The 19646-nt window shown below is 73.1% G+C and carries 20 protein-coding genes and 1 riboswitch; of the genes, 10 read left to right on the top strand and 10 right to left on the bottom strand.

Features of this window, described 5'->3' with window-relative positions:
* Positions 1–100: 100 nt before the first annotated feature.
* The gene (locus AB0K80_RS17165) at positions 101–697 is read right to left on the bottom strand and encodes a DUF6328 family protein (protein ID WP_365670277.1); all 597 of its coding nucleotides are present in this window, start codon (positions 695–697) and stop codon (positions 101–103) included.
* 95 nt (positions 698–792) lie between these two features.
* Positions 793–1266 (bottom strand): C40 family peptidase, encoded by a 474-nt coding sequence (locus AB0K80_RS17160; protein WP_365670275.1) that lies wholly within the window; start codon positions 1264–1266, stop codon positions 793–795.
* A 3-nt stretch (positions 1267–1269) separates the two neighbouring features.
* Positions 1270–1472, bottom strand: a riboswitch (cyclic di-AMP (ydaO/yuaA leader).
* 466 nt (positions 1473–1938) lie between these two features.
* Here AB0K80_RS17160 and AB0K80_RS17155 point away from each other — a divergent pair.
* Complete coding sequence (locus AB0K80_RS17155) at positions 1939–2739, top strand: phosphotransferase (RefSeq protein WP_365670273.1); 801 nt, start codon at positions 1939–1941, stop codon at positions 2737–2739.
* 94 nt (positions 2740–2833) lie between these two features.
* Here the strand turns inward: AB0K80_RS17155 and AB0K80_RS17150 are convergent, their stop codons facing one another.
* Positions 2834–3142: a hypothetical protein gene (locus AB0K80_RS17150; protein WP_365670271.1), complete on the bottom strand. Its 309-nt coding sequence runs from the start codon at positions 3140–3142 to the stop codon at positions 2834–2836.
* Between the two features lie 4 nt (positions 3143–3146).
* Positions 3147–3782, bottom strand: coding sequence for an ATP-dependent Clp protease proteolytic subunit (locus AB0K80_RS17145; RefSeq protein WP_365670269.1), 636 nt, complete (start codon positions 3780–3782; stop codon positions 3147–3149).
* Positions 3783–3855: 73 nt separating this feature from the next.
* On the opposite strand from AB0K80_RS17145, the gene AB0K80_RS17140 reads away from it, so the two are divergent.
* The 8 genes from AB0K80_RS17140 (at position 3856) to AB0K80_RS17105 (ending at position 10620) form a co-directional block, all read left to right on the top strand.
* Positions 3856–4143: a type II toxin-antitoxin system Phd/YefM family antitoxin gene (locus AB0K80_RS17140; RefSeq protein ID WP_365670267.1), complete on the top strand. Its 288-nt coding sequence runs from the start codon at positions 3856–3858 to the stop codon at positions 4141–4143.
* A 149-nt stretch (positions 4144–4292) separates the two neighbouring features.
* Complete coding sequence (locus tag AB0K80_RS17135) at positions 4293–4595, top strand: urease subunit gamma (RefSeq protein WP_365670264.1); 303 nt, start codon at positions 4293–4295, stop codon at positions 4593–4595.
* Between the two features lie 10 nt (positions 4596–4605).
* Complete coding sequence (locus AB0K80_RS17130) at positions 4606–4917, top strand: urease subunit beta (protein WP_365670262.1); 312 nt, start codon at positions 4606–4608, stop codon at positions 4915–4917.
* On the top strand, positions 4910–6631 hold the full coding sequence (locus AB0K80_RS17125) for an urease subunit alpha (protein ID WP_365670260.1): 1722 nt from the start codon (positions 4910–4912) through the stop codon (positions 6629–6631). Before AB0K80_RS17130 ends, AB0K80_RS17125 begins: the two co-directional genes overlap by 8 nt.
* Positions 6631–7305 carry an urease accessory UreF family protein gene (locus tag AB0K80_RS17120; RefSeq protein ID WP_365670258.1) on the top strand — a complete coding sequence of 225 codons (675 nt, stop codon included), beginning with the start codon at positions 6631–6633 and terminating at the stop codon, positions 7303–7305. Before AB0K80_RS17125 ends, AB0K80_RS17120 begins: the two co-directional genes overlap by 1 nt.
* Before the next feature lie 59 nt (positions 7306–7364).
* Positions 7365–8048: an urease accessory protein UreG gene (ureG, locus tag AB0K80_RS17115; protein ID WP_365670256.1), complete on the top strand. Its 684-nt coding sequence runs from the start codon at positions 7365–7367 to the stop codon at positions 8046–8048.
* The gene (locus AB0K80_RS17110) at positions 8045–8848 is read left to right on the top strand and encodes an urease accessory protein UreD (protein WP_365670310.1); all 804 of its coding nucleotides are present in this window, start codon (positions 8045–8047) and stop codon (positions 8846–8848) included. Before ureG ends, AB0K80_RS17110 begins: the two co-directional genes overlap by 4 nt.
* Before the next feature lie 176 nt (positions 8849–9024).
* Entirely contained in the window at positions 9025–10620 is a 1596-nt protein-coding gene (locus tag AB0K80_RS17105) for an alpha/beta hydrolase (protein WP_365670254.1), read from the top strand.
* Between the two features lie 80 nt (positions 10621–10700).
* On the opposite strand, the gene AB0K80_RS17100 is transcribed toward AB0K80_RS17105, so the two are convergent.
* A complete protein-coding gene (locus AB0K80_RS17100; RefSeq protein ID WP_365670252.1) occupies positions 10701–11726 on the bottom strand; it encodes an NAD-dependent epimerase/dehydratase family protein in 1026 nt (341 codons plus the stop codon).
* 58 nt (positions 11727–11784) lie between these two features.
* Positions 11785–12510, bottom strand: coding sequence for a lysophospholipid acyltransferase family protein (locus tag AB0K80_RS17095; RefSeq protein WP_365670250.1), 726 nt, complete (start codon positions 12508–12510; stop codon positions 11785–11787).
* Positions 12511–12716: 206 nt separating this feature from the next.
* Between AB0K80_RS17095 and AB0K80_RS17090 the strand changes: the two genes are divergently transcribed.
* Positions 12717–13172, top strand: coding sequence for an RpiB/LacA/LacB family sugar-phosphate isomerase (locus tag AB0K80_RS17090; RefSeq protein ID WP_365670248.1), 456 nt, complete (start codon positions 12717–12719; stop codon positions 13170–13172).
* Positions 13173–13193: 21 nt separating this feature from the next.
* On the opposite strand, the gene AB0K80_RS17085 is transcribed toward AB0K80_RS17090, so the two are convergent.
* The 4 genes from AB0K80_RS17085 to ddaH all read right to left on the bottom strand — a co-directional run bounded on the left by AB0K80_RS17085 (position 13194) and on the right by ddaH (position 19616).
* Entirely contained in the window at positions 13194–14423 is a 1230-nt protein-coding gene (locus AB0K80_RS17085) for a SpoIIE family protein phosphatase (protein ID WP_365670246.1), read from the bottom strand.
* 81 nt (positions 14424–14504) lie between these two features.
* Positions 14505–16961 carry a SpoIIE family protein phosphatase gene (locus AB0K80_RS17080; protein WP_365670243.1) on the bottom strand — a complete coding sequence of 819 codons (2457 nt, stop codon included), beginning with the start codon at positions 16959–16961 and terminating at the stop codon, positions 14505–14507.
* Between the two features lie 610 nt (positions 16962–17571).
* Positions 17572–18798, bottom strand: coding sequence for an ornithine--oxo-acid transaminase (gene rocD, locus AB0K80_RS17075; protein WP_365670241.1), 1227 nt, complete (start codon positions 18796–18798; stop codon positions 17572–17574).
* The gene (ddaH, locus tag AB0K80_RS17070) at positions 18795–19616 is read right to left on the bottom strand and encodes a dimethylargininase (RefSeq protein ID WP_365670239.1); all 822 of its coding nucleotides are present in this window, start codon (positions 19614–19616) and stop codon (positions 18795–18797) included. Before ddaH ends, rocD begins: the two co-directional genes overlap by 4 nt.
* Positions 19617–19646 lie beyond the last annotated feature (30 nt).

The following is a 19646-nucleotide window of genomic DNA, read 5'->3' as shown; positions in this document are numbered from 1 at the left end:
CCCGGCCTGCGACCGCCGCGGCAGGGGTTTGTGTGTGTGGTGCGGGGGGCCGCCTCGGCCGGTGGCTGCGCGGGCCGCGGGCCGGGCGGGTGGCCGGGGGTCAGCGGTAGCGCACGGACGGCTCCCGGCGCGGCTCTCCCGCGCGCACCACCTGGCGCGGCAGCCCGGCGGTGCTGTGGACCGGTTCCGCCTCCTGGCCGGTGTCCCGCCTCTCGTCGGTCTGGACCGCGCGGCGCACCAGCTGGGGGAGCAGCCCCCACAGGCCGACACAGAGCAGGAAGGTCGTCGCGCCCGCCGCGAGGCCCCCGACCCGGCCGGTCGTCACATCCACGACCAGCATCACGGAGGCACTGAAGGCGAACACCAGCACGACCAGGCCGGCGGTGGCCAGGCGCGAGGAGACCTGCACGATGCGCGGCTTGGCGCCCTGCCGGAAGAGCGAGCGGTGCAGCGCGGCCGGCGCGGTGAACAGCGCGGCAGCCAGTACGGCCAGCAGCAGCGCCGTGACGTAGGTGGCGTGCTGGACCGTGTCGAGCTCGTGGAAGCGCGAGGTGAAGGCCAGCGACAGCAGGAAGGCGAACAGGATCTGTACGCCCGTCTGGGTGACGCGCAGCTCCTGGAGGAGCTCGACGAAGTTGCGGTCGGCGCGTTCCAGCGGTGTCTCGTTACGTGCGGTGCAGGGGCGTTGCTCGGCCATGGCGTGACGGGTAACCAGTTGGGCCCGTGTCACGCCCGTGCGGCCCGTGCGGGCGGCGGCGCCCCGATGTGCTGCCGCCCGCACGGTTCAGCGGGTCACTTCACCCGGCCGTACCAGACGCTCTTGGTCCAGATCTTCTGCAGGCGCACCACGTCCCCGGTCTTGGGGGCGTGCCAGATCTTGCCTTTACCCGCGTAGATGCCGACGTGGTAGACGTTGCTTCCCGAGTGGAAGAACACCAGGTCTCCGGCCTTGCGGCTCTTGGCGGAGATGTGACGCGTCTTGTTGTACTGCTGGGCCGCGGTGCGCGGCAGCTTCTTGCCCGCCTTCTTGAACGAGTACAGCGTGAGCCCTGAGCAGTCGAACCGGTGCGGCCCGGTGGCGCCCCACTTGTAGGGCGAGCCCTTCTTCGAGGCCGCCACCTGGAGTGCCTTGGTCGCCGATGTCGCGGCCTGCGTCTCCGAGGCGAAGCCGGGCGCCACGATCGAGCCGCCCACGGCGGCGATGGTCAGAGCCGAGGCCGTACCGGCCCGGGCCATGAGCGACGGGACACGATTGAGCGCAGTCATGCGCAACCCTTCGTCAGCCGCCTGTGAAGGATGACCTGTCGGATTCGGGCTGGCGAAGTTGCCCGGCCGCGTTGCCGCGGCTTCACCCCAAGGGCCGCTCGGAACTGACGCTCCGGCAACCCGTCGTGCTTGGGTCCTCCACTCCTGCCGATCCACTCCTGTCGACCGGTCATCCAGGCGGCGGCAGGACTCGGCGTCCGCCCGGACCGCCCCGCCGCGGTGGCGGGGGCTTGTCGTCAGACACGGATCTTCACCTACGGAAGTCCGAAAATCCCAACGGAACCGGGGATTTGTGTTGTTACTCACCACTCACCCGTTCGGGTGGACATCCGTGCGGCCGACTCCTTGTCAAGGGTGCCCGAACCCCTCGGACCAGGGGCGGAATGCCCTATTCCGCCCCTGGGCTACGCGTGTCGCGCAAGCGTGGAGGGGCGAAATCCGTAGCGGTTTCTCCTCCGGAAGGAGGTACGCCGTTTGGACCGTTTCCGGGCTGCCCGGGCGCGTCGGCGTCGACAGGCCGGGGTCTGGGGATCGGTGACGGAACGGTGGAGGACCGGACGGTGGGTGACTCCCGCCCCGGTGTGGGGGCCTGACGGAGGGTCGGTGGGTGAACTCCTTGGAGGTGGGCGCAGAACCTCCGCGGAACTACCGTCCGGCGGTAGCGTGACCGGCATGACGGCTGAGGGTGAGGCGCTGGTCGGCGGCATGGCGAACGCGGGGGCTGTCTTCCGCCGGGGTGCGCTGGTGGAGCGTCCGGCGCCATGCAACGCGCGCGCTCTGCATGCCTACCTTCTCGCGCTGAAGGAGCACGGCTTCGACGCGGCGCCGGCGCCTGTCGCTCTCACCGAGGACGGCCGTGAGCAGCTGACCTTCATCCCAGGTGACGTGGCCCTGCCGCCGTTCCCGGACTGGGCCATGACGGAGACCGCCCTCGCATCGGTGGGGAGCCTGCTGCGGCGCCTGCACGAGGCCGGCGCGGCCGTCGCGGTCGACACCCGTTCCGAGTGGCCCCGGGACCTGGCCGACCCGGAAGGCGGAACGATGCTGTGCCACAACGACGTGTGCCCGGACAACGTCGTCTTCCGCGACGGCCGTGCCGCCGCCCTGATCGATTTCGACCTGGCGGCCCCGGGCCGTCCTGTCTGGGACGTGGCCATGACCGCCCGCTACTGGGTGCCCATGGTGGACCCCGCATCCGCGGCCGCCTTCTACCCCTCCGGCCTGGACGCGCCCGCACGGCTGCGGATCCTCGCCGACGGCTACGGCCTCTCGGCCCGGGATCGCGCCGAGTTGCCCGGCGTCATCGAGCAGGCCACCGAGGTCTGCCGGGCCTTCGTCGCGGCCCGCGTGGCTGACGGGGACCCCGTCTATCTCCGGGCGCTGGCCGAGCGTGGCGGATGGGAACGCTGGGCCCGCGTGCAGACCTGGCTGGCCGACCGCCGCGAGACGTTCACAGCCGGCTTGCTGAACTGACCGGCCCGGACGTTCGAGGGCGAACGCACCGGGCGTTGCCGGTGTGGGAGGGACCGGCCCCCGGTGGTCCGCCTCCACCCTGCCGAGAACACCGTCAGCTTCCTGTCGGGGGAGGGAGGGCGACGCGCGCGGTGCGGCGCTCGCCGTCCAGGACGCGCAGGGCCCGGCCCAGCGTCGCGGCGTGCAGTTCCGTCTCGCCCCGCTGGTGCATCAGGGCCAGTGCGTCGCGCAGGGCGACCGCCTTGCCCACCAGGGCCTGCGCGGCGCGCAGGCCGCGGTAGGTGTCGCCGTCCAGCGCCGGATTGATACGGCCCAGCAGGTCCACGACGTCGAGGTAACGGTCGATCACCTCGGCCTCGGCGCGGGTCAGCGCGGGCAGCGGCGGGAGTTCGGGTGGGAGCACCTGCTCACCTCCCGGTGGGCGGGACGAGGGTGGCCTTGCGGCTCGGGACGATCCGGTCGGCCAGGCCGTACGCGACCGCCTCCCCGGCGTCCAGGATCTTCTCCCGCTCGATGTCCGCGCCGACCTGCTCCCGGGTCCGGCCGGTGTGCCGGGCGAGCATCTCCTCCAGGCGCGCCCGCAGGCGGGCCAGCTCGTCGGCCTGGATCGCCAGATCGCTCGCCTGCCCGTGCACGGGCTGGGGCATCTGTGGCTGATGGATCACCAGGCGCGCGCCGGGCAGCACGGACCGCTTGCCCGGGGTGCCCGCGGCCAGCAGGACGGAGGCGGTCGCGCCGGCCTGGCCCAGGCAGATCGTCTCCACGTCGCAGCTGACGTACCGCATCGTGTCGTAGATCGCCGCCATCGCGTGGAACGAGCCGCCGGGGGAGTTGATGTAGAGCGAGATGTCCCGGTCCGGGGCTTGGTGTTCGAGGTACATGAACTGGGCCATCACGTCGTTGGCCGACGTCTCGTCGATCTGCGTGCCGAGAAAGACGATCCGCTCCTCCATCAGCTTCGAGTACGGATCCATCGTCCGTTGTCCGGAGCCCGTGCGTTCCGTGAACTCGGGCAGGACGTGGCGGGCGGACGGTCGGGTCATGACGTACCCCTCCTCGAAGAGCGTCGGCGTCTGTAAAAAATGTACAGGATGTACATGACGTTATGATGGGTGCATGGCCTACGAGATTCCGGTGACGCAAGCCAGGGCTGAGCTCGCCGACCTGATCAACCGCGTGGTGTACGGCGGTGAACGCGTGGTGGTGACCCGGCACGGCAAACCCCTCGTCGCCCTCGTGTCCGCCGATGACCTGCGGCGACTCGAAGAGCTTGGGGAACTCGAGGAGGCCGCGGAGGGCCAGGTGGTCAGCGCCGTCTCCTCGGTGCGGGAGGTGGCGTCCGCTCCCCGCGAACAACAGCGGTTCGGCATCGCGGCCCAGCACCGGGGCCCCGACTCCTCCTGAGGTCCGGGTGGAGGTGGCCGATCACGGCTCGGTTAACGTGCCGGAAACCCGGTCCAACTAGCCTGCCCCTCCATGCCACCAGGCACTTTGCCCCGTGGCCGCGGCAACCGGGCCCCGCACGGTCCGGAGCGAGGACTGTGAGGTGCGACGTGCAACTGACCCCGCACGAGCAAGAGAGGCTGCTGATCCACGTGGCCGCCGACGTGGCGGAGAAGCGCCGGGCCCGTGGGCTGAAGCTGAACCACCCCGAGGCCGTCGCGATCATCACGGCCCACATCCTCGAAGGCGCCCGTGACGGCCGTACCGTGGCCGAACTCATGGCCTCCGGCCGCAAGCTGCTCACCCGGGACGACGTCATGGAGGGCGTCCCGGAGATGATCCACGACGTCCAGGTCGAGGCGACGTTCCCGGACGGCACCAAGCTCGTCACCGTCCACGACCCGATCGTATGAGGGGGCATCGATGATCCCCGGCGAGATCCTGTTCGGCGACGGGCCGATTGCCTGCAACGAGGGCCGCGAGGTCACCCGGCTGACCGTCCTCAACGCCGCCGACCGGCCCGTCCAGGTCGGCTCCCACTACCACTTCGCGGAGGCCAACCCCGGCCTGGAGTTCGACCGTGCCGCCGCGCGCGGCAAGCGGCTGAACGTCGCCGCCGGCACCGCCGTGCGCTTCGAACCCGGGATCCCCGTCGACGTCGAACTCGTCCCGCTCACCGGCGCCCGGATCGTGCCCGGCCTGCGCGGGGAGACCGGAGGTGCCCTCGATGCCTGAGATCTCGCGTGCCGCGTACGCCGACCTGTTCGGCCCGACGACCGGCGACCGCATCCGGCTCGCCGACACCGACCTGCTGATCGAGATCGAGGAGGACCGCTCCGGCGGTCCGGGGCAGGCCGGCGACGAGGCCGTGTTCGGCGGCGGCAAGGTCATCCGCGAGTCGATGGGCCAGTCGCGTGCCACGCGCGCCGACGGCACCCCGGACACCGTCGTCACCGGCGCCGTGATCGTCGACCACTGGGGGATCGTCAAGGCCGACGTCGGCATCCGCGACGGCCGGATCACCGGCATCGGCAAGGCCGGCAACCCCGACACCATGGACGGCGTCCACCCGGACCTGGTCATCGGGCCCGAGACCGAGATCATCGCGGGCAACGGGCGGATCCTGACCGCCGGCGCGATCGACGCCCATGTGCACTTCATCTGCCCGCAGATCGCCGACGAGGCGCTGTCGTCCGGCATCACCACCCTGGTCGGCGGCGGCACCGGCCCCGCCGAGGGCTCCAAGGCCACCACCGTCACACCCGGCCCCTGGCACCTGGCGCGGATGCTGGAGGCGATGGAGGCCTACCCGCTGAACATCGGCCTGCTCGGCAAGGGCAACACCGTCTCCCACGAGGCGATGCTGTCCCAGATCCGCGGCGGCGCGCTCGGCCTGAAGCTGCACGAGGACTGGGGCTCCACCCCGGCCGTCATCGACGCCGCCCTCACCGTCGCCGAGCGGACGGGCATCCAGGTCGCCATCCACACCGACACGCTGAACGAGGCCGGCTTCGTCGGTGACACGCTCGCCGCGATCGCCGGGCGCGGCATCCACGCGTACCACACCGAGGGCGCGGGCGGCGGGCACGCCCCGGACATCATGACGGTCGTCTCCGAAGCGCATGTGCTGCCCAGCTCGACGAACCCGACCCGGCCGTTCACCGTCAACACCGCCGAGGAACACCTCGACATGCTGATGGTGTGCCACCACCTCAACCCGGCCGTGCCGGAGGACCTCGCCTTCGCCGAGTCCCGGATCCGGCCGTCCACCATCGGGGCGGAGGACATCCTCCACGACCTCGGCGCGATCTCGATCATCTCGTCCGACTCGCAGGCCATGGGCCGGGTCGGCGAGGTCATCCTGCGGACCTGGCAGACGGCCCATGTGATGAAGCGCCGGCGGGGCGCGCTGCCGGGGGACGGCCGGGCGGACAACCGCCGGGTGCGCCGCTACGTCGCCAAGTACACGATCAACCCGGCGCTCGCCCAGGGCCTCGCCCGCGAGATCGGCTCCGTCGAGACCGGCAAGCTCGCCGACCTGGTGCTGTGGGAACCGGCGTTCTTCGGCGTCAAGCCGCAGCTCGTCCTCAAGGGCGGGCAGATCGCGTACGCGCAGATGGGCGACGCCAACGCCTCCATCCCGACCCCGCAGCCGATCCTGCCGCGCCCCATGTTCGGGGCGATCGGGCGGGCCCCCGCCGCCAACTCGGTCAACTTCGTGGCCCCGCCGGCGATCGAGGCCGGGCTGCCGGAGCGGCTGGAGCTCGGCAAGCGGTTCGCCGTCATCGAGTCGACGCGCGGCGTGACCAAGGCCGACATGCGCGAGAACGACGCGCGGCCCGACGTACGGATCGACCCCGACAGCTTCGCCGTGCACATCGACGGGGAGCTGGTGGAGGCGACTCCGGCCGCCGAACTGCCCATGGCCCAGCGCTACTTCCTGTTCTGATGGCCAGGTCCGCACTGTTGGTCCTGGCCGACGGCCGCTTCCCCGCCGGCGGGCACGCTCACTCCGGCGGGGCGGAGGAGGCCGTCAAGGCCGGGCGCGTCACCGGGGCGGAGAGTCTCGCGGCGTTCTGCCGGGGGCGGTTGCACACCGCCGGGCTGGTGGCGGCGGCACTCGCCGCGGCGGCGGCCCTCGCGGCCGACCCGGTCGCCCTGGACGCGGCGGCGGACGCCCGTACGCCGTCGCCCGCGCTGCGTCTGGCCGCGCGGAAGCTGGGACGGCAGCTGACGCGGGCGGCGCGGGCGACCTGGCCGTCCGGGGAACTCGACGCACTGGCCCGGGAGTTCCCGAAGGGTGCCCATCAGCCGGTGGTGCTGGGGCTCGCGGCGCGCGCGGCCGGACTGGGGGCGCTCGACGCGGCGTACTGCGCGGCGTACGAGAGTGTCAGCGCCCCGGCGTCGGCGACGGTGCGGTTGCTGAGTCTGGATCCCTTCGACGCCACGGCTGTGCTGGCGCGGCTGGCCCCGGAGATGGACCTGGTCGCCGACCGCGCGGTGGAGGCGGCCCGGCGGGTGGGGGACCAGGGCGTCGACGCACTGCCCGCGGCCTCGGCTCCGCTGCTGGAGATCGGGGCGCAGGCGCACGCGGCCTGGGCGGTACGGCTGTTCGCCTCGTAGGCCGAGTCCCCGCCGCCTGTGCCTTTTCCCCGTAGTAAGACCGAGACAGGAGCCGTCCCATGCACCTCGACCACACCCACACCCACGACGGCCCGGCCGCCCTCAGTGCCGACGCCCGGCGGCCCGACGGCAGGCGCCGTGCCCTGCGGATCGGGCTCGGGGGTCCCGTCGGCTCCGGGAAGACCGCGACCGTCGCCGCACTGTGCCGGGCCCTGCGCGACGAACTCTCCCTGGCCGTCGTCACCAACGACATCTACACCCGCGAGGACGCCGAGTTCCTGCTCCGGGAGGCCGTACTGCCGCCCGAGCGGATCAGCGCCGTGGAGACGGGGGCCTGCCCGCACACCGCGATCCGCGACGACATCTCCGCCAACCTGGAGGCGGTGGAGGACCTGGAGGACACGGCCGGGCCGCTGGATCTGATCCTCGTGGAGTCCGGCGGCGACAACCTCACCGCGACCTTCTCCAAGGGACTGGTCGACGCGCAGATCTTCGTGATCGACGTGGCCGGCGGCGACGACATCCCCCGCAAGGGCGGCCCCGGCGTCACCACCGCCGACCTGCTCGTCGTCAACAAGACCGACCTCGCGCCGTACGTGGGCTCCGACCTGGAGCGGATGGCGGCCGACGCCAAGGCGCAGCGGGCCGGACTGCCGGTCGTCCTCCAGTCGCTGCGCAGCGAGGCCGGAGTCCAGGACGTCGCCGACTGGGTGCGCGCGCAGCTCGCCGCGTGGACGGCGTGACCCCGGTGACCGGAACGGTGCCCGGGACATCGGCGGGCGTACGGGCCTCGGCGGGCGTACGGGCCACCGCCAGGCTCCTCGCCCGGGGCGACGGCCGGGGCGGGACCGCCCTGCCCGTGCTGGAGAGCGACGGCCCGCTGGCGCTGCGCAGGACCCGGTCGAGCGGCTCCGAGGCACGGGTCATGCTGGTCGGTGCCATGAGCGGGCCGCTCGGCGGGGACCACTTCACCGTGGAAGCACGGGCGCAGGACGGCGCCCGGCTGCGCGTCGGATCCGCCGCCGCCACCCTCGCCCTGCCGGGCCAGGCCGAGGGCGGGGCCCGCTACGACGTCCGGCTCACCGTCACCGGCGGTGCCGAACTGCACTGGCTGCCCGAGCAGTTGATCTCGGCGCGGGGCAGCGACCTGTACGTCACGACACGGGCCGACCTCGCCGCGGATGCCCGGCTGGTGCTGCGCGAGGAGCAGGTGCTCGGACGGGCCGGTGAGGAGCCCGGGCGGCTCGGCAGCCGGCTGACCGTGCGGGTCGCCGGGCGCCTCGTGCTGGACCAGGAACTGGCCTGCGGGCCCGGCGCCCCGGGCGGCTGGGACGGTCCCGCCGTCCTCGCGGGGCACCGGGCGGTCGGCCAACTGGTCGTCGTACGACCGGAGTTCGCCCAACAACCGGTGGCCGCGCGGACCCTGGGGGAGGGCGCCGCCGTGCTGCCCCTCGCCGGGCCCGCCGCGCTGGTGACCGCGGTGGCGCCGGACGCGCGGCTGCTGCGCCGGGTGCTGGACGAGGCGCTGGCGGCCCTGCACTGACCCCACCTGACGGAGTGTCAGAGGGAAAACCCTGCGCGGCGGCGGCCATCCGATATCGGGAAATCCCTATCCGCTTATCGGATTGGCAAAGAAGGTCAACGCCCCCTGTCCACAGCAGCCTCACAGCCGCGAATATCCCCGTACCCATTCGTCACCAGGTACGGGGAGGTCCCCCCTTGAGGGACACGAGAGCGAAGAGCCGGGCCCTGGCGCTCGGTTCGGCCGGCACGATCGCCGCGGCCACCCTCATCGCCGGAGCCGTCACGGCACCCACCGCCGGCGCGGCCACCGGCCACCCGCAGGACCGCGAGGCCCGGGGCGCCGCGATCGCCGCCGCCCGGGCCGCGAAGGCCGGCATCGACTGGCAGGACTGCCCCGCCGACTGGGGGCTGGAGAAGCCGATCCAGTGCGGCTGGGTGACCGTCCCGCTCGACTACGCCAAGCCCTACGGCAAGCAGATCAAGCTCGCCGTCGACCGGATAGCCAGCACCGGGACGAAGGCCGAGCGCCAGGGCGCGCTCGTCTACAACCCGGGCGGCCCCGGCAGTTCCGGCCTGCGCTTCCCGCGCCGGGTCACCACCAAGAACCCCCTGTGGACCAACGTCTCCAAGGCCTACGACTTCGTCGGCTTCGACCCGCGCGGTGTCGGCAGGTCCGCGCCCATCTCCTGCGTCGACCCGCAGGAGTTCGTCAAGGCACCCAAGATGGACCCGGTGCCCGACTCGGAAGCCGACAAGCTGGCGCAGCGCAAGCTGGCCCGCGAGTACGCCGAGGGCTGCCACGAGCGCAGCGGCGCGATGCTGCCGCACATGACCACGCCGAACACCGCGCGCGACCTCGACGTCATCCGCGCCGCGCTCGGCGAGAAGAAGCTCAACTTCCTGGGCGTCTCCTACGGCACCTACCTCGGCGCCGTCTACGGCACCCTCTTCCCGGGCCATGTACGGCGGATGATCGTCGACAGCGTCGTGAACCCGTCCCGGGAGAAGATCTGGTACGAGGCCAACCTCGACCAGGACGTCGCCTTCGAGGGCCGCTGGAAGGACTGGCAGGACTGGGTCGCGAAGAACGACGCGACCTTCCACCTCGGTGCCACGCGCGCCGAGGTCCAGGCGAAGTGGCTGGAGCTGCGCGCCACCGCCAAGAAGAACCCCATCGGCGGGGTAGTCGGCCCGGCCGAGCTGATCTCCTTCTTCCAGAGCGCCCCGTACTACGACTCCTCGTGGGTCCCGGTCGCGACGGTGTTCAGCAAGTACGTCGCCGGTGACACCCAGGCGCTCGTCGACGCCGCCGCCCCCGACCTGTCGGACACCGCGGGCAACGCCGCCTCCGAGAACGGCAACGCCGTCTACACGGCGGTGGAGTGCGCCGACGCCAAGTGGCCCACCAGCTGGAAGAAGTGGGACCGCGACAACACGCGGCTGCACAAGAACCACCCGTTCATGACGTGGGCCAACGCCTGGATGAACCTGCCGTGCGCGACCTGGCCCGTCAAGCAGCAGACGCCGCTGGAGGTCAGGACGCACAAGGGTCTTCCGCCCGTGCTGATCGTCCAGTCCGAGCGGGACGCGGCCACCCCGTACGAGGGCGCCGTCGAACTGCACCGGCGGTTCAAGGGCTCCCGCCTGATCACCGAGAAGGACGCGGGCTCCCACGGCGTCACCGGCCTGACCAACCCGTGCGTCAACACCCGGGTGGACACCTACCTGCTCACCGGCAAGCTGGACGGCGCGGATGTGACGTGCGCGCCGCACGCCACGCCGAAGCCGTAGGGCCTTCCCCGCAGGGGCGGCCGGACCGTCCGGCCGCCCCTCACGCATGCCGTGGCACACAGGCGACGCCACACCGCCGCTCATGCCGCCGACCAGGCGTCCTCCGCCGCGTAGTCGAACAGGTCGGGGTAGACCCGCGCGAGGGCCGGGAACGCCTCCCGCCAGTCCCGCCCGGCCAGCCGGCGGGTGAGCCACTCGACCGTCTCGGGCAGGCTCTCCGCGTAGGACACCACCGGCCGGTACCCCACCTCCCGTTCCGCCGCCGCCATGTCGCACACCACCGGAAGCGGCACCGACCAGGGCGAGCGTCCCACCGACGGCGCCGGCTCCGGCCCGTCGACCAGCACCGTCTCGGTCTCCACCCCCATGACCGCGTCGACCGCCGCGCCGATCTCGGCCACCGTCGGCGCCTCGGGATCGCAGGCGTTCAGCACCCGGGAGCCCGGGCGGGCCGCGGCCAGCCGGACGAGTTCGGCGATGTTACGGGCGGACGCCGGATGGAACCTGCTGCCGCCGCCGTACGCCAGGACCCTCCTGCGCCGGCCGTCGAGGTTCCGTTTGACGAAGTACAGCTCGCGGGGGAGCGGGCTGTACGGCCCGTGGATCGCGCCCGCCCGCAGCAGCGTCGCCGGCAACCGGTCGCCCACCGCCAGCAGTTCCCGCTCCAGGGCCGCCTTGCCCGTGCTGTACGTGGCGTCCCCCGGCGGGACCGTCGGCTGGTCCTCCCGGATCGGCACCGGATATTCCGGGAAGCCGTCCGGCTCGCCCATCGTGTCGAAGCCGCGCCCCTTGCCGTCCTCGTACACCGACACCGTCGAGATCACCACGGCCGCCCCGATGCGGTCGGCCAGGCCCGTCCACTGCCGGGCGTGCCGGGCCCCGTAGGCCACCATGTCGACGACCGCGTCGCAGCCGTCACCGATCAGCGCGGCCAGTGCCGCGTCGTCCTCACGATCGACCCGCACCGCCCGCACCTCGTCCGGCCAGCTCGCGTCCCGGCCGCCGCCGCGGGAGGCGGCCGTCACCTCCCAGCCGTCCCGCACCAGGGCGTGCACCACCGGCCGGCCGAGCTGTCCCGTCGCTCCGATCACCACAGCGCGTCGCATGCCGCGACCCTACGGGCCGCCGGGCGCGCCCGGCACGCCGCTCTGCCGATGGCAGAGGTCAGCTCAGCGGCATCCGCGGGAACCGGCGCTCCCTCTCGGCCTTCTGCTCGGCCTCCTGCGCCTTGGCGACGGCCGCGTACTCGTCGACGTACTCCTGCCCGGACAAGGAGAGGATGGCGTACATGATCTCGTCGGTGACGGCGCGCAGCACCGCCTTCTCGTTCTCCATGCCGGCGTAGCGGGAGAAGTCCAGGGGCTTGCCGAACCGGATCACCACCGGGTGGACACGGGGGATCACCTTGCCCGGCGGCTGGGCCTCGAAGGTGCCGATCATCGCGCAGGGGATCACCGGGACCTGCGCCTTGAGGGCCATCACCGCCACACCGACCTTGCCCTTGTAGAGCCGTCCGTCGTGCGAGCGGGTGCCCTCCGGGTAGATGCCGAGCAGCTCGCTCCTGCTCAGCACGCCGAGGCCCTCGCGGATCGCGGCCTGGCCCGCCTCCTTGCCCGTCCGGTCCACCGGGATCTGCCCCGCGCTGCGGAAGAACGCCGCCGTCAGCCGGCCCTTGATGCCGGGGCCCGTGAAGTACTCCTTCTTGGCGAGAAAGGTGATGCGCCGCTTGAGGACCGCGGGCATCAGGAAGTGGTCCGAGAACGACAGATGGTTGCCCGCGACGATGGCCGCGCCCTCGTCCGGCACGTGTTCGAGGCCCTCTATTCGGGGCCGGAAGACCAGTCGCAGCAGCGGGCCCAGCAGCACGTATTTGAGCAGGTGGTAGAACAAGGGCGCTCCTCGACTCTCGCGCGTGGCGGGGGTGCCGCGTTCCCGCAGGTAGACCGGCATGTCGTGGGCTGTCAGTGTAGGTGCAGCAGGGGCGGCCCGGCACTAGGACGGTCGGCACCCGGCCGATCTTTTGCCCGGGCACTGACCACGCGTCAGGTGCCGCCGCGGCCCTGCTGCGGCCCGTGACGGCGAGTAGTCTGCGCAGCATGCGCATCTCTGTTTCCTCGGACATGGACGAGCCCGTGGCGCGCCTTCTCGTCGCCGAGCTGCGCGAGCGAGGGCACGAGGTGCTGCCGCACGGCGCGCTGCGCCCCGGCGACGACCCCCAGTGGGCGGTGTGCTCCCAGGCGGCGGCCCGCGAGGTCGCCGACGGGACGGCCGACCAGGCGGTGGTGTGCTGCTGGACCGGCACGGGCGCCTCGATCGCCGCGAACAAGGTGCCGGGCGTACGGGCCGCGCTGTGCACGGACGCCTACACCGCGGACGGGGCCCGCCGCTGGAACGACGCGAACGTGCTGGCCCTCAGCCTGCGGCTGACCTCCGAGCCGCTGCTGAAGGAGATCCTCGACGCCTGGTTCGCCGGCGAGCCCAGCGCGGACGCCGAGGACCGCGCCAACGTGGACCGCGTCGGCCGGCTCGACCGGGAGAGGAACCCCGCGTAGCAGCCGGCCCCTGGGACCGGGTCACAGCCGTACGACGATGAGCGCGGTGTCGTCGGTGGCACCGCCGGGCGGCAGCAGCTCCCGCAGCACCGTGTCGGCCAGGGTCTCGGGGTCCTCGGCGCGGTGGCGGTGGAGCGAGTCGGCCAGGCGGGCCAGGCCGGTGTCGATGTCCTCGCGGCGCCGTTCGACCAGGCCGTCGGTGTACAGCACCAGGGTGGCGCCCTCGGTGTACGTGGCGGTGGCCTGGGGTCTGCGGATCGGGTCGGGGCGGGCGTCGAGCGGGGTGTCGGTGGCCCGGTCGAGGAACTCCACCCGGCCGTCCGGATGGACCAGCGCGGGAGGGGGATGACCGGCGCTGCTGTAGCTGATGGTGTGGTGGTCGCAGTCGACGAACGTCGTGACCGCGGTCGCCGACTCGGCGCCGTTCACCACGTGCGCGTACCGCCCCAGGATGTCCAGGGCCTGCGCCGGCCCCTCCGCGACCCGGGACGCGGCGCTCAGCGCGCTGCGCAGCTGGCCCATGACACCGGCCGCCGCCAGTCCGTGACCGACCACGTCGCCGACGGACACCCCGATGCGGTTGCCGCCGACCAGGTCGACCAGGTCGTACCAGTCCCCGCACACGTTGAGCGCTCCCACGGCGGGCCGGTAGCGCACGGCGGCCCGGCGGTGGCCGACCTGCCGCGGCGCGGGCAGCATCGCCTCCTGGAGGGCCAGCGCCACCTCGCGCTCCCGGGCGTGCGCCTGGCGCAGGCGATCGTTGAGCTCCTGGAGCTCACGGGCGCGCGTGTACAGCTCGGCCTCCAGCACCCGGGCCCGGCTGCCGCCGGAGCGGCCGCGGGCCCGGATGAGTTCGGTGACCTCCTCGACGCGGTGCACGATCAGCACCACCTTCCCGTCGGGGCCGTGCACCGGCGCGTTGACCGGACTCCAGTAGCGCTCCTGCCACTGCCCGGGCCGCTCGAGGTCCTCGACGTCGTAGCGCTGCAGCGCCATGGCGTCGCGCTCACCCGTCGCCAGCACCCGGTACAGCGACGCCTCCAGGTTGCGCATACCGGTCGAGGCCGGGTCGTTCGGGTTGTCGGGGAACACGTCGAACAGGTAGCGGCCCACCAGGTGCTCGCGGCTGCGCCCGGACACGCGGACGAACTCCTCGTTGGCGTCCGCGACCACCAGCTCGGGGGTCAGCAGCGCCACCATGCCGGGCAGGCACTGGAACACCGCCGCGTAGTCGATCGCCGAATCCGTCATGCCGCCTCCCCGGCCGGAGTCGCACCAGTTTCGCACGTTATGGGCGGGTTGGGCAGAGGCGGAAGAGTCTGCTCCGGGCCCTCAGTCCGGGGGCTCCGTCAGAGACTGCTCGGCCCAGATGATCTTCCCGTCGGGGATGAAGCGGGTCCCCCAGCGCTGGGTGAGCTGGGAGACCAGCAGCAGTCCGCGCCCGCCCTCGTCGGTCGTGCGCGGGTGACGCAGGTGCGGGGCGGTGGCGCCGCCGTCGGACACCTCGCAGACCAGGGCCCGTTCCCGGATCAGCCGGAGCCGGATGGGCCCGGAGGCGTACCGCAGGGCGTTGGTGACGAGCTCGCTGACCACCAGCTCCGCGGTGAAGACCAGCTCCTCCAGACCCCAGCGGGCCAGCTGCCGCGTCGCGGCCTTGCGGGCGTCGGCCACGACGGCCGGGTCGGCGGGCAGGTCCCAGGCCGCGACCTGGTCCGCACCGAGGCGCTTGGTGTGGGCCATCAGCAGCGCCACGTCGTCGTACGGCCGGGCCGGGACCAGGGCGTCGACCACGGCCCGGCAGCGCTGGTCGAGCGAGGCCGCGGCCCGCTCCAGGGCCGTGCGCAGCCGGTCCCGGTCGGCGTCGATGGCCCAGTGGTCCCCGCGGGCCAGCAGCCCGTCGGTGTGCAGGGCGAGCGTGCTGCCCTCGGGCAGCGTCAGCTCCACCGCCTCGAAGGGCGGGCCGCCCACCCCGAGCGGCGGCCCCTGCGGAAGCTCGACGAAGGTCACCGTGCCGTCGGGCTGGACGACCGCGGGCGCCGGATGGCCCGCGGCGGCCATGGCACACCGGCCGTCGACCGGGTCGTAGACCACGTACACACAGCCCGACCCGACCGCCTGGGTACGGTCGGCGCCCGCCCCCACCTCGAAGCCCTCGTCCCGCACGGCGCGGGCCACCAGGTCGTCGAGGTGGGCCAGCACCTCCTCGGGCGGCAGGTCCAGCGCGGCCAGCGTCCGTACGGCGGTCCGCAGCCGCCCCATCGCCGCGGCGGCGTCGATGCCGTGTCCGGGCACCTCGCCCACCACCAGCGCGACCCGCGCCCCGGACAGCGGGATCAGGTCGTACCAGTCGCCGCCCAGACCGGTCAGCTCGTCGGCCGGCCGGTAGCAGGCCGCCACCTCCACCGCGTCCTGCTCGGGCAGCCGGTGGGGGAGCAGGCTGCGCTGCAGGACCAGCGCGGCGTCCCGTTCCCGGGTGTAGCGGCGGGCGTTGTCCACGCACACCGCGGCGCGCGAGACCAGGTCCTCGGCCAGGCTGAGGTCGTCCTCGTCGAAGGGCTCCTGGCGGCGGCGCCGGAAGAACGTGGTGACCCCGAGGGTCGTGCCCCGGGCGCGGATCGGCACGATCATCGCGCTGTGCAGGCCCAGCTCCAGGAAGGTCGCCTCCGGGCGGCCCGGCGTGTCCGTGGCCCAGTGCCTGGCCAGCGGATCGAGCTGTTCCTCGCGCCAGGGCCGGCCCGTGGTCAGACAGCGGATCGGGGGCGCACCGGCCAGGTAGGTCGCCACCGCGCCGATCTCCACCACGGCCTCCGGCACACTGGCGTCCACCGACCGGTGACCCGCGCGGCGCAGCGTCACGGTGCCGCTGTCCACGACCGGCCCGGGCGGCAGCTCGGCGCCCCTGAGCACCGTCTCCAGCAGGTCCACGGTGACGAAGTCGGCCAGCCCCGGCACGGCCACGTCGGCCAGCTCCTGCGCGGTCCGCATGATGTCCAGGCTGCGGCCGATCTGCTCCCCGGCCCGGTCCAGCAGGGCCAGCCGCTGGCGGGCGCGGTGCCGCTCGGTGATGTCGACGACGGTGTAGTACACGCCCATCGGGCGGCCCTGCTCGTCCTCGAGCCGGGTGAACGACAGCATGTGCGCCGTCTCCCGCAACGGAGCCGACCGTACGCGGCCCACGTGCTCGTAGCCGACCACCGGCTCCCCGGTCTCCAGTACGCGCCGCATCTGCGCCTCGATCGACTCCGCGTCCAGGCCGGGCTGGACGTCCCGCAGCCGCAGGCCCAGGCGGTGGTGGGCGGGTCCGCCGCCGAACTGCTCCAGGGCGGTGTTCGACCACACGAAGCGCAGGTCGGTGTCGACGATCGCGATGCCGACCGGGGAGCCGGCCACCATCTGCTCCAGCACGATCCGGCTCATGTCCCAGCCGGGTGCCTGCTCCAGCTCCGACAGCAGCACCAGCCACTGGCAGTGGCCGTCCGCCTGCTGGGCGGAGGTGATCCGCGCCATGACCCTGACCGGCTGCCCGGCCCTGTCCCGGGCCGTCAGCAGGCCCGCCCAGCCGCCGTCCCGGCCGCAGCGCTCGACCAGGTCCGGCACCCGGACCGCGTCCTCCTCCGCCAGCAGGTCCGCCAGCTTCCTGCCCACCGCCTCGGACGCCGGATACGCCAGCAGCCGCTGGGCGTCCCTGGTCCAGCTCGTCACCACACCCTGTGCGTCGAGCACCAGGGGCGCGGCGTCGGCCACGTCGAACCGCTGCCGGGCGACGTCGTGCTCCTCGTGTGTGCCCACGGCCGACCTCTCTGTCGCTGAGAGTGGTCTACCACCACTTGTCTCAATCTTCACCCTTCCTGAGGCAGGAGGAGGCGTCGAGCGGGGCGGGGTCCCTGCGGGAGCGGAACGAGTGGGGTGGGCTCCCTCCGGGTGCCGGCGGGGCGGGCCCCGCGCGCCCGGGCGGGGTGCGGCCCCTGCGGGCCCGGGTGGAGCGGGCCCCGGGCGCCAGACGTGGCGGGATTCCTGCGCGCAGGGGTGGGGCGGGATTCCTGCGCGTCCGAAGCGGGCGGGGTCCGCGGGCGGCGGGGCGGGACCCCCGGAAACCCGAGCGGGGCGGGACCCCTGGGACCCGAGCAGGGCGCGTCTCGCAGAGCGGGCTCGGGCCCCGGGCCTGAGCCGTAAGGGGCGCGCGGGCCCGGGCCGCCCGGGCGGGGCGCCCCGCCGCAGACCCGAGCGGCCAGCGAGTCGCCCGCAGATTTGGGCGGGCGGGTCCGCGGGGTCGGCCCCCCGCACCCCCGGGCAGGGCCGGGGCCCGCAAACCCGAGCGGGGCGGGGCCCGCAAACCCGAGCGGGGCGGCACCCCAGCAGGCCGAGGGAAGGGGGCGCCGGGTCCGCCCGGGCCCAGGCGTCACGTGTCCTGGGCCAGTACCTTCTCCAGTGCCTGGAGCGCCCCGGTGAGCTCCTCCCCGGTGATGGTCAGCGGCGGGGCGATGCGGATCGTCGAGCCGTGGGTGTCCTTGACCAGGACGCCCTCCCGCATCAGTCGCTCGCTGACCTCGCGGCCGGTGCCCAGGGCCGGGTCGACGTCCACGCCCGCCCACAGCCCGCGGGCGCGGAAGCCGACCACACCCCGGCCGACCAGGGATTCCAGCCCCTCCCGCAGCAGTACGCCCAGCTCGGCCGCCCGGCGCTGGTACTCGCCGGTCTCCAGCAGTTCGACCACGGCCGTACCGACCGCGGCGGCCAGCGGGTTGCCGCCGAAGGTGGAGCCGTGCTCACCCGGGTGCAGCACCGAGAGCACCTCCCGGCGGGCGACGACCGCGGACACCGGCACGATCCCGCCGCCCAGCGCCTTGCCGAGCAGCACGACGTCCGGCACGACCGACTCGTGCTCGACGGCGAGCGTGCGGCCCGTGCGGCCGAGCCCCGACTGGATCTCGTCGGCCATGAACAGGCACCCCGCCCGCCGGGTCAGCTCCCGTACGCCGGCCAGGTAGCCGTCGTCCGGGATGAGCACCCCGGCCTCGCCCTGGATCGGCTCGATCAGCACGGCCGCCGTCGTCTCGTCGACCGCCTCCTCGAGCGCCGCGAGGTCGTTGTACGGCACGATCCGGAAGCCCGGCGCGAACGGCCCGAAACCCGCCCGGGCCGTCTCGTCCGTGGAGAAGCCGACGATCGTCGTCGTACGGCCGTGGAAGTTGTCCGCCGCGACCACGATCGTGGCCCGGTCCGCCGGGACGCCCTTGACGTCGTACGCCCACTTGCGGGCGACCTTGATGCCGCTCTCCACCGCCTCGGCACCGGTGTTCATCGGCAGCACCATGTCCATGCCGACGAGGGCGGCCAGCCGCTCGGCGAACTCGGCGAGCCGGTCGTTGTGGAAGGCCCGCGAGGTGAGCGTCAGCCGGTCCAGCTGGCGGTGGGCCGCCTCGACCAGCGCCGGGTGGCGGTGGCCGAAGTTCAGCGCCGAGTACCCGGCGAGCATGTCCAGGTAGCGGCGCCCCTCCACGTCCTCCATCCAGACGCCCTCGGCGCGGGCGACGACCACGGGCAGCGGGTGGTAGTTGTGCGCGAGGACCGGCTCCTCGGCGCGGATGAGCTCCTCGGAGGTACGGGTGCGGGCGGGTGCGGTCATGAACGGGTCTCCCGGATCTCCTGGGTGCAGCACTTGATGCCGCCCCCGGCCTTGTGGAACTCGGACAGGTCGACGGGGACGGGGACGTAGCCGCGCTCGGCGAGCCGTGCGGCCAGGTGCGTCGCCCCGGGCGAGAGGAACACGTGGCGGCCGTCGCTGACGGAGTTCAGGCCGAAGGCCATCGCGTCCTCGCGGGTCGCGATCACCGCGTCCGGGTAGAGCCGCCCGAGCACCTCGCGGCTGCCGGGCGAGAACGCCTCGGGGTAGTAGGCGACATTGTCGTCGTCGAGGACGAACAGCGCCGTGTCGAGGTGGTAGAAGTACGGATCCACCAGCGTCAGGCTGATCACCGGGACCCCGAAGAACTCCTGCGCCTCGCGGTGCGCCTCGCGGGTGGTGCGAAAGCCCGTGCCGGCCAGGATCCAGCGGCCGGCCGGAACGAGGTCGCCCTCGCCCTCGCAGACGGACTCGGGGTGGTACACCTCGAAGCCCTCCGCCTTGAACCACGCCTCATAGGGCACGGACTCGGGCCGGCGTTCGGGCGCGTGGAAGAGGGAGCCGAAGACACGGCCCTCCACGACGACCGCCGCGTTGGCGGCGAACACCATGTCGGGCAGGCCGGGGACCGGTTTCACGCTGTCCACGGTATGTCCGTGGGCGCGGTAGGCGTCGACCAGCGTCTGCCACTGGTCCAGCGCGCGGATGACGTCGACGGGTTCACCGGGGTTCATCCACGGGTTGATGGCGTACTGCACGGCGAAGTGTCTGGGTTCGCAGACGAGGAAGCGCCGCCGGCGCGGCACACGGGAGTCGGGCACAGAGGGGTTCCTCCGCTTCCTGACGGTGCG

Origin of the sequence: Streptomyces sp. NPDC052682, assembly GCF_040678435.1 — a bacterium.
Lineage (GTDB): Bacteria > Actinomycetota > Actinomycetes > Streptomycetales > Streptomycetaceae > Streptomyces.
The sequence above is the reverse complement of the archived record's forward strand: the minus strand, read 5'-3'. Positions and strand labels throughout refer to the sequence as shown.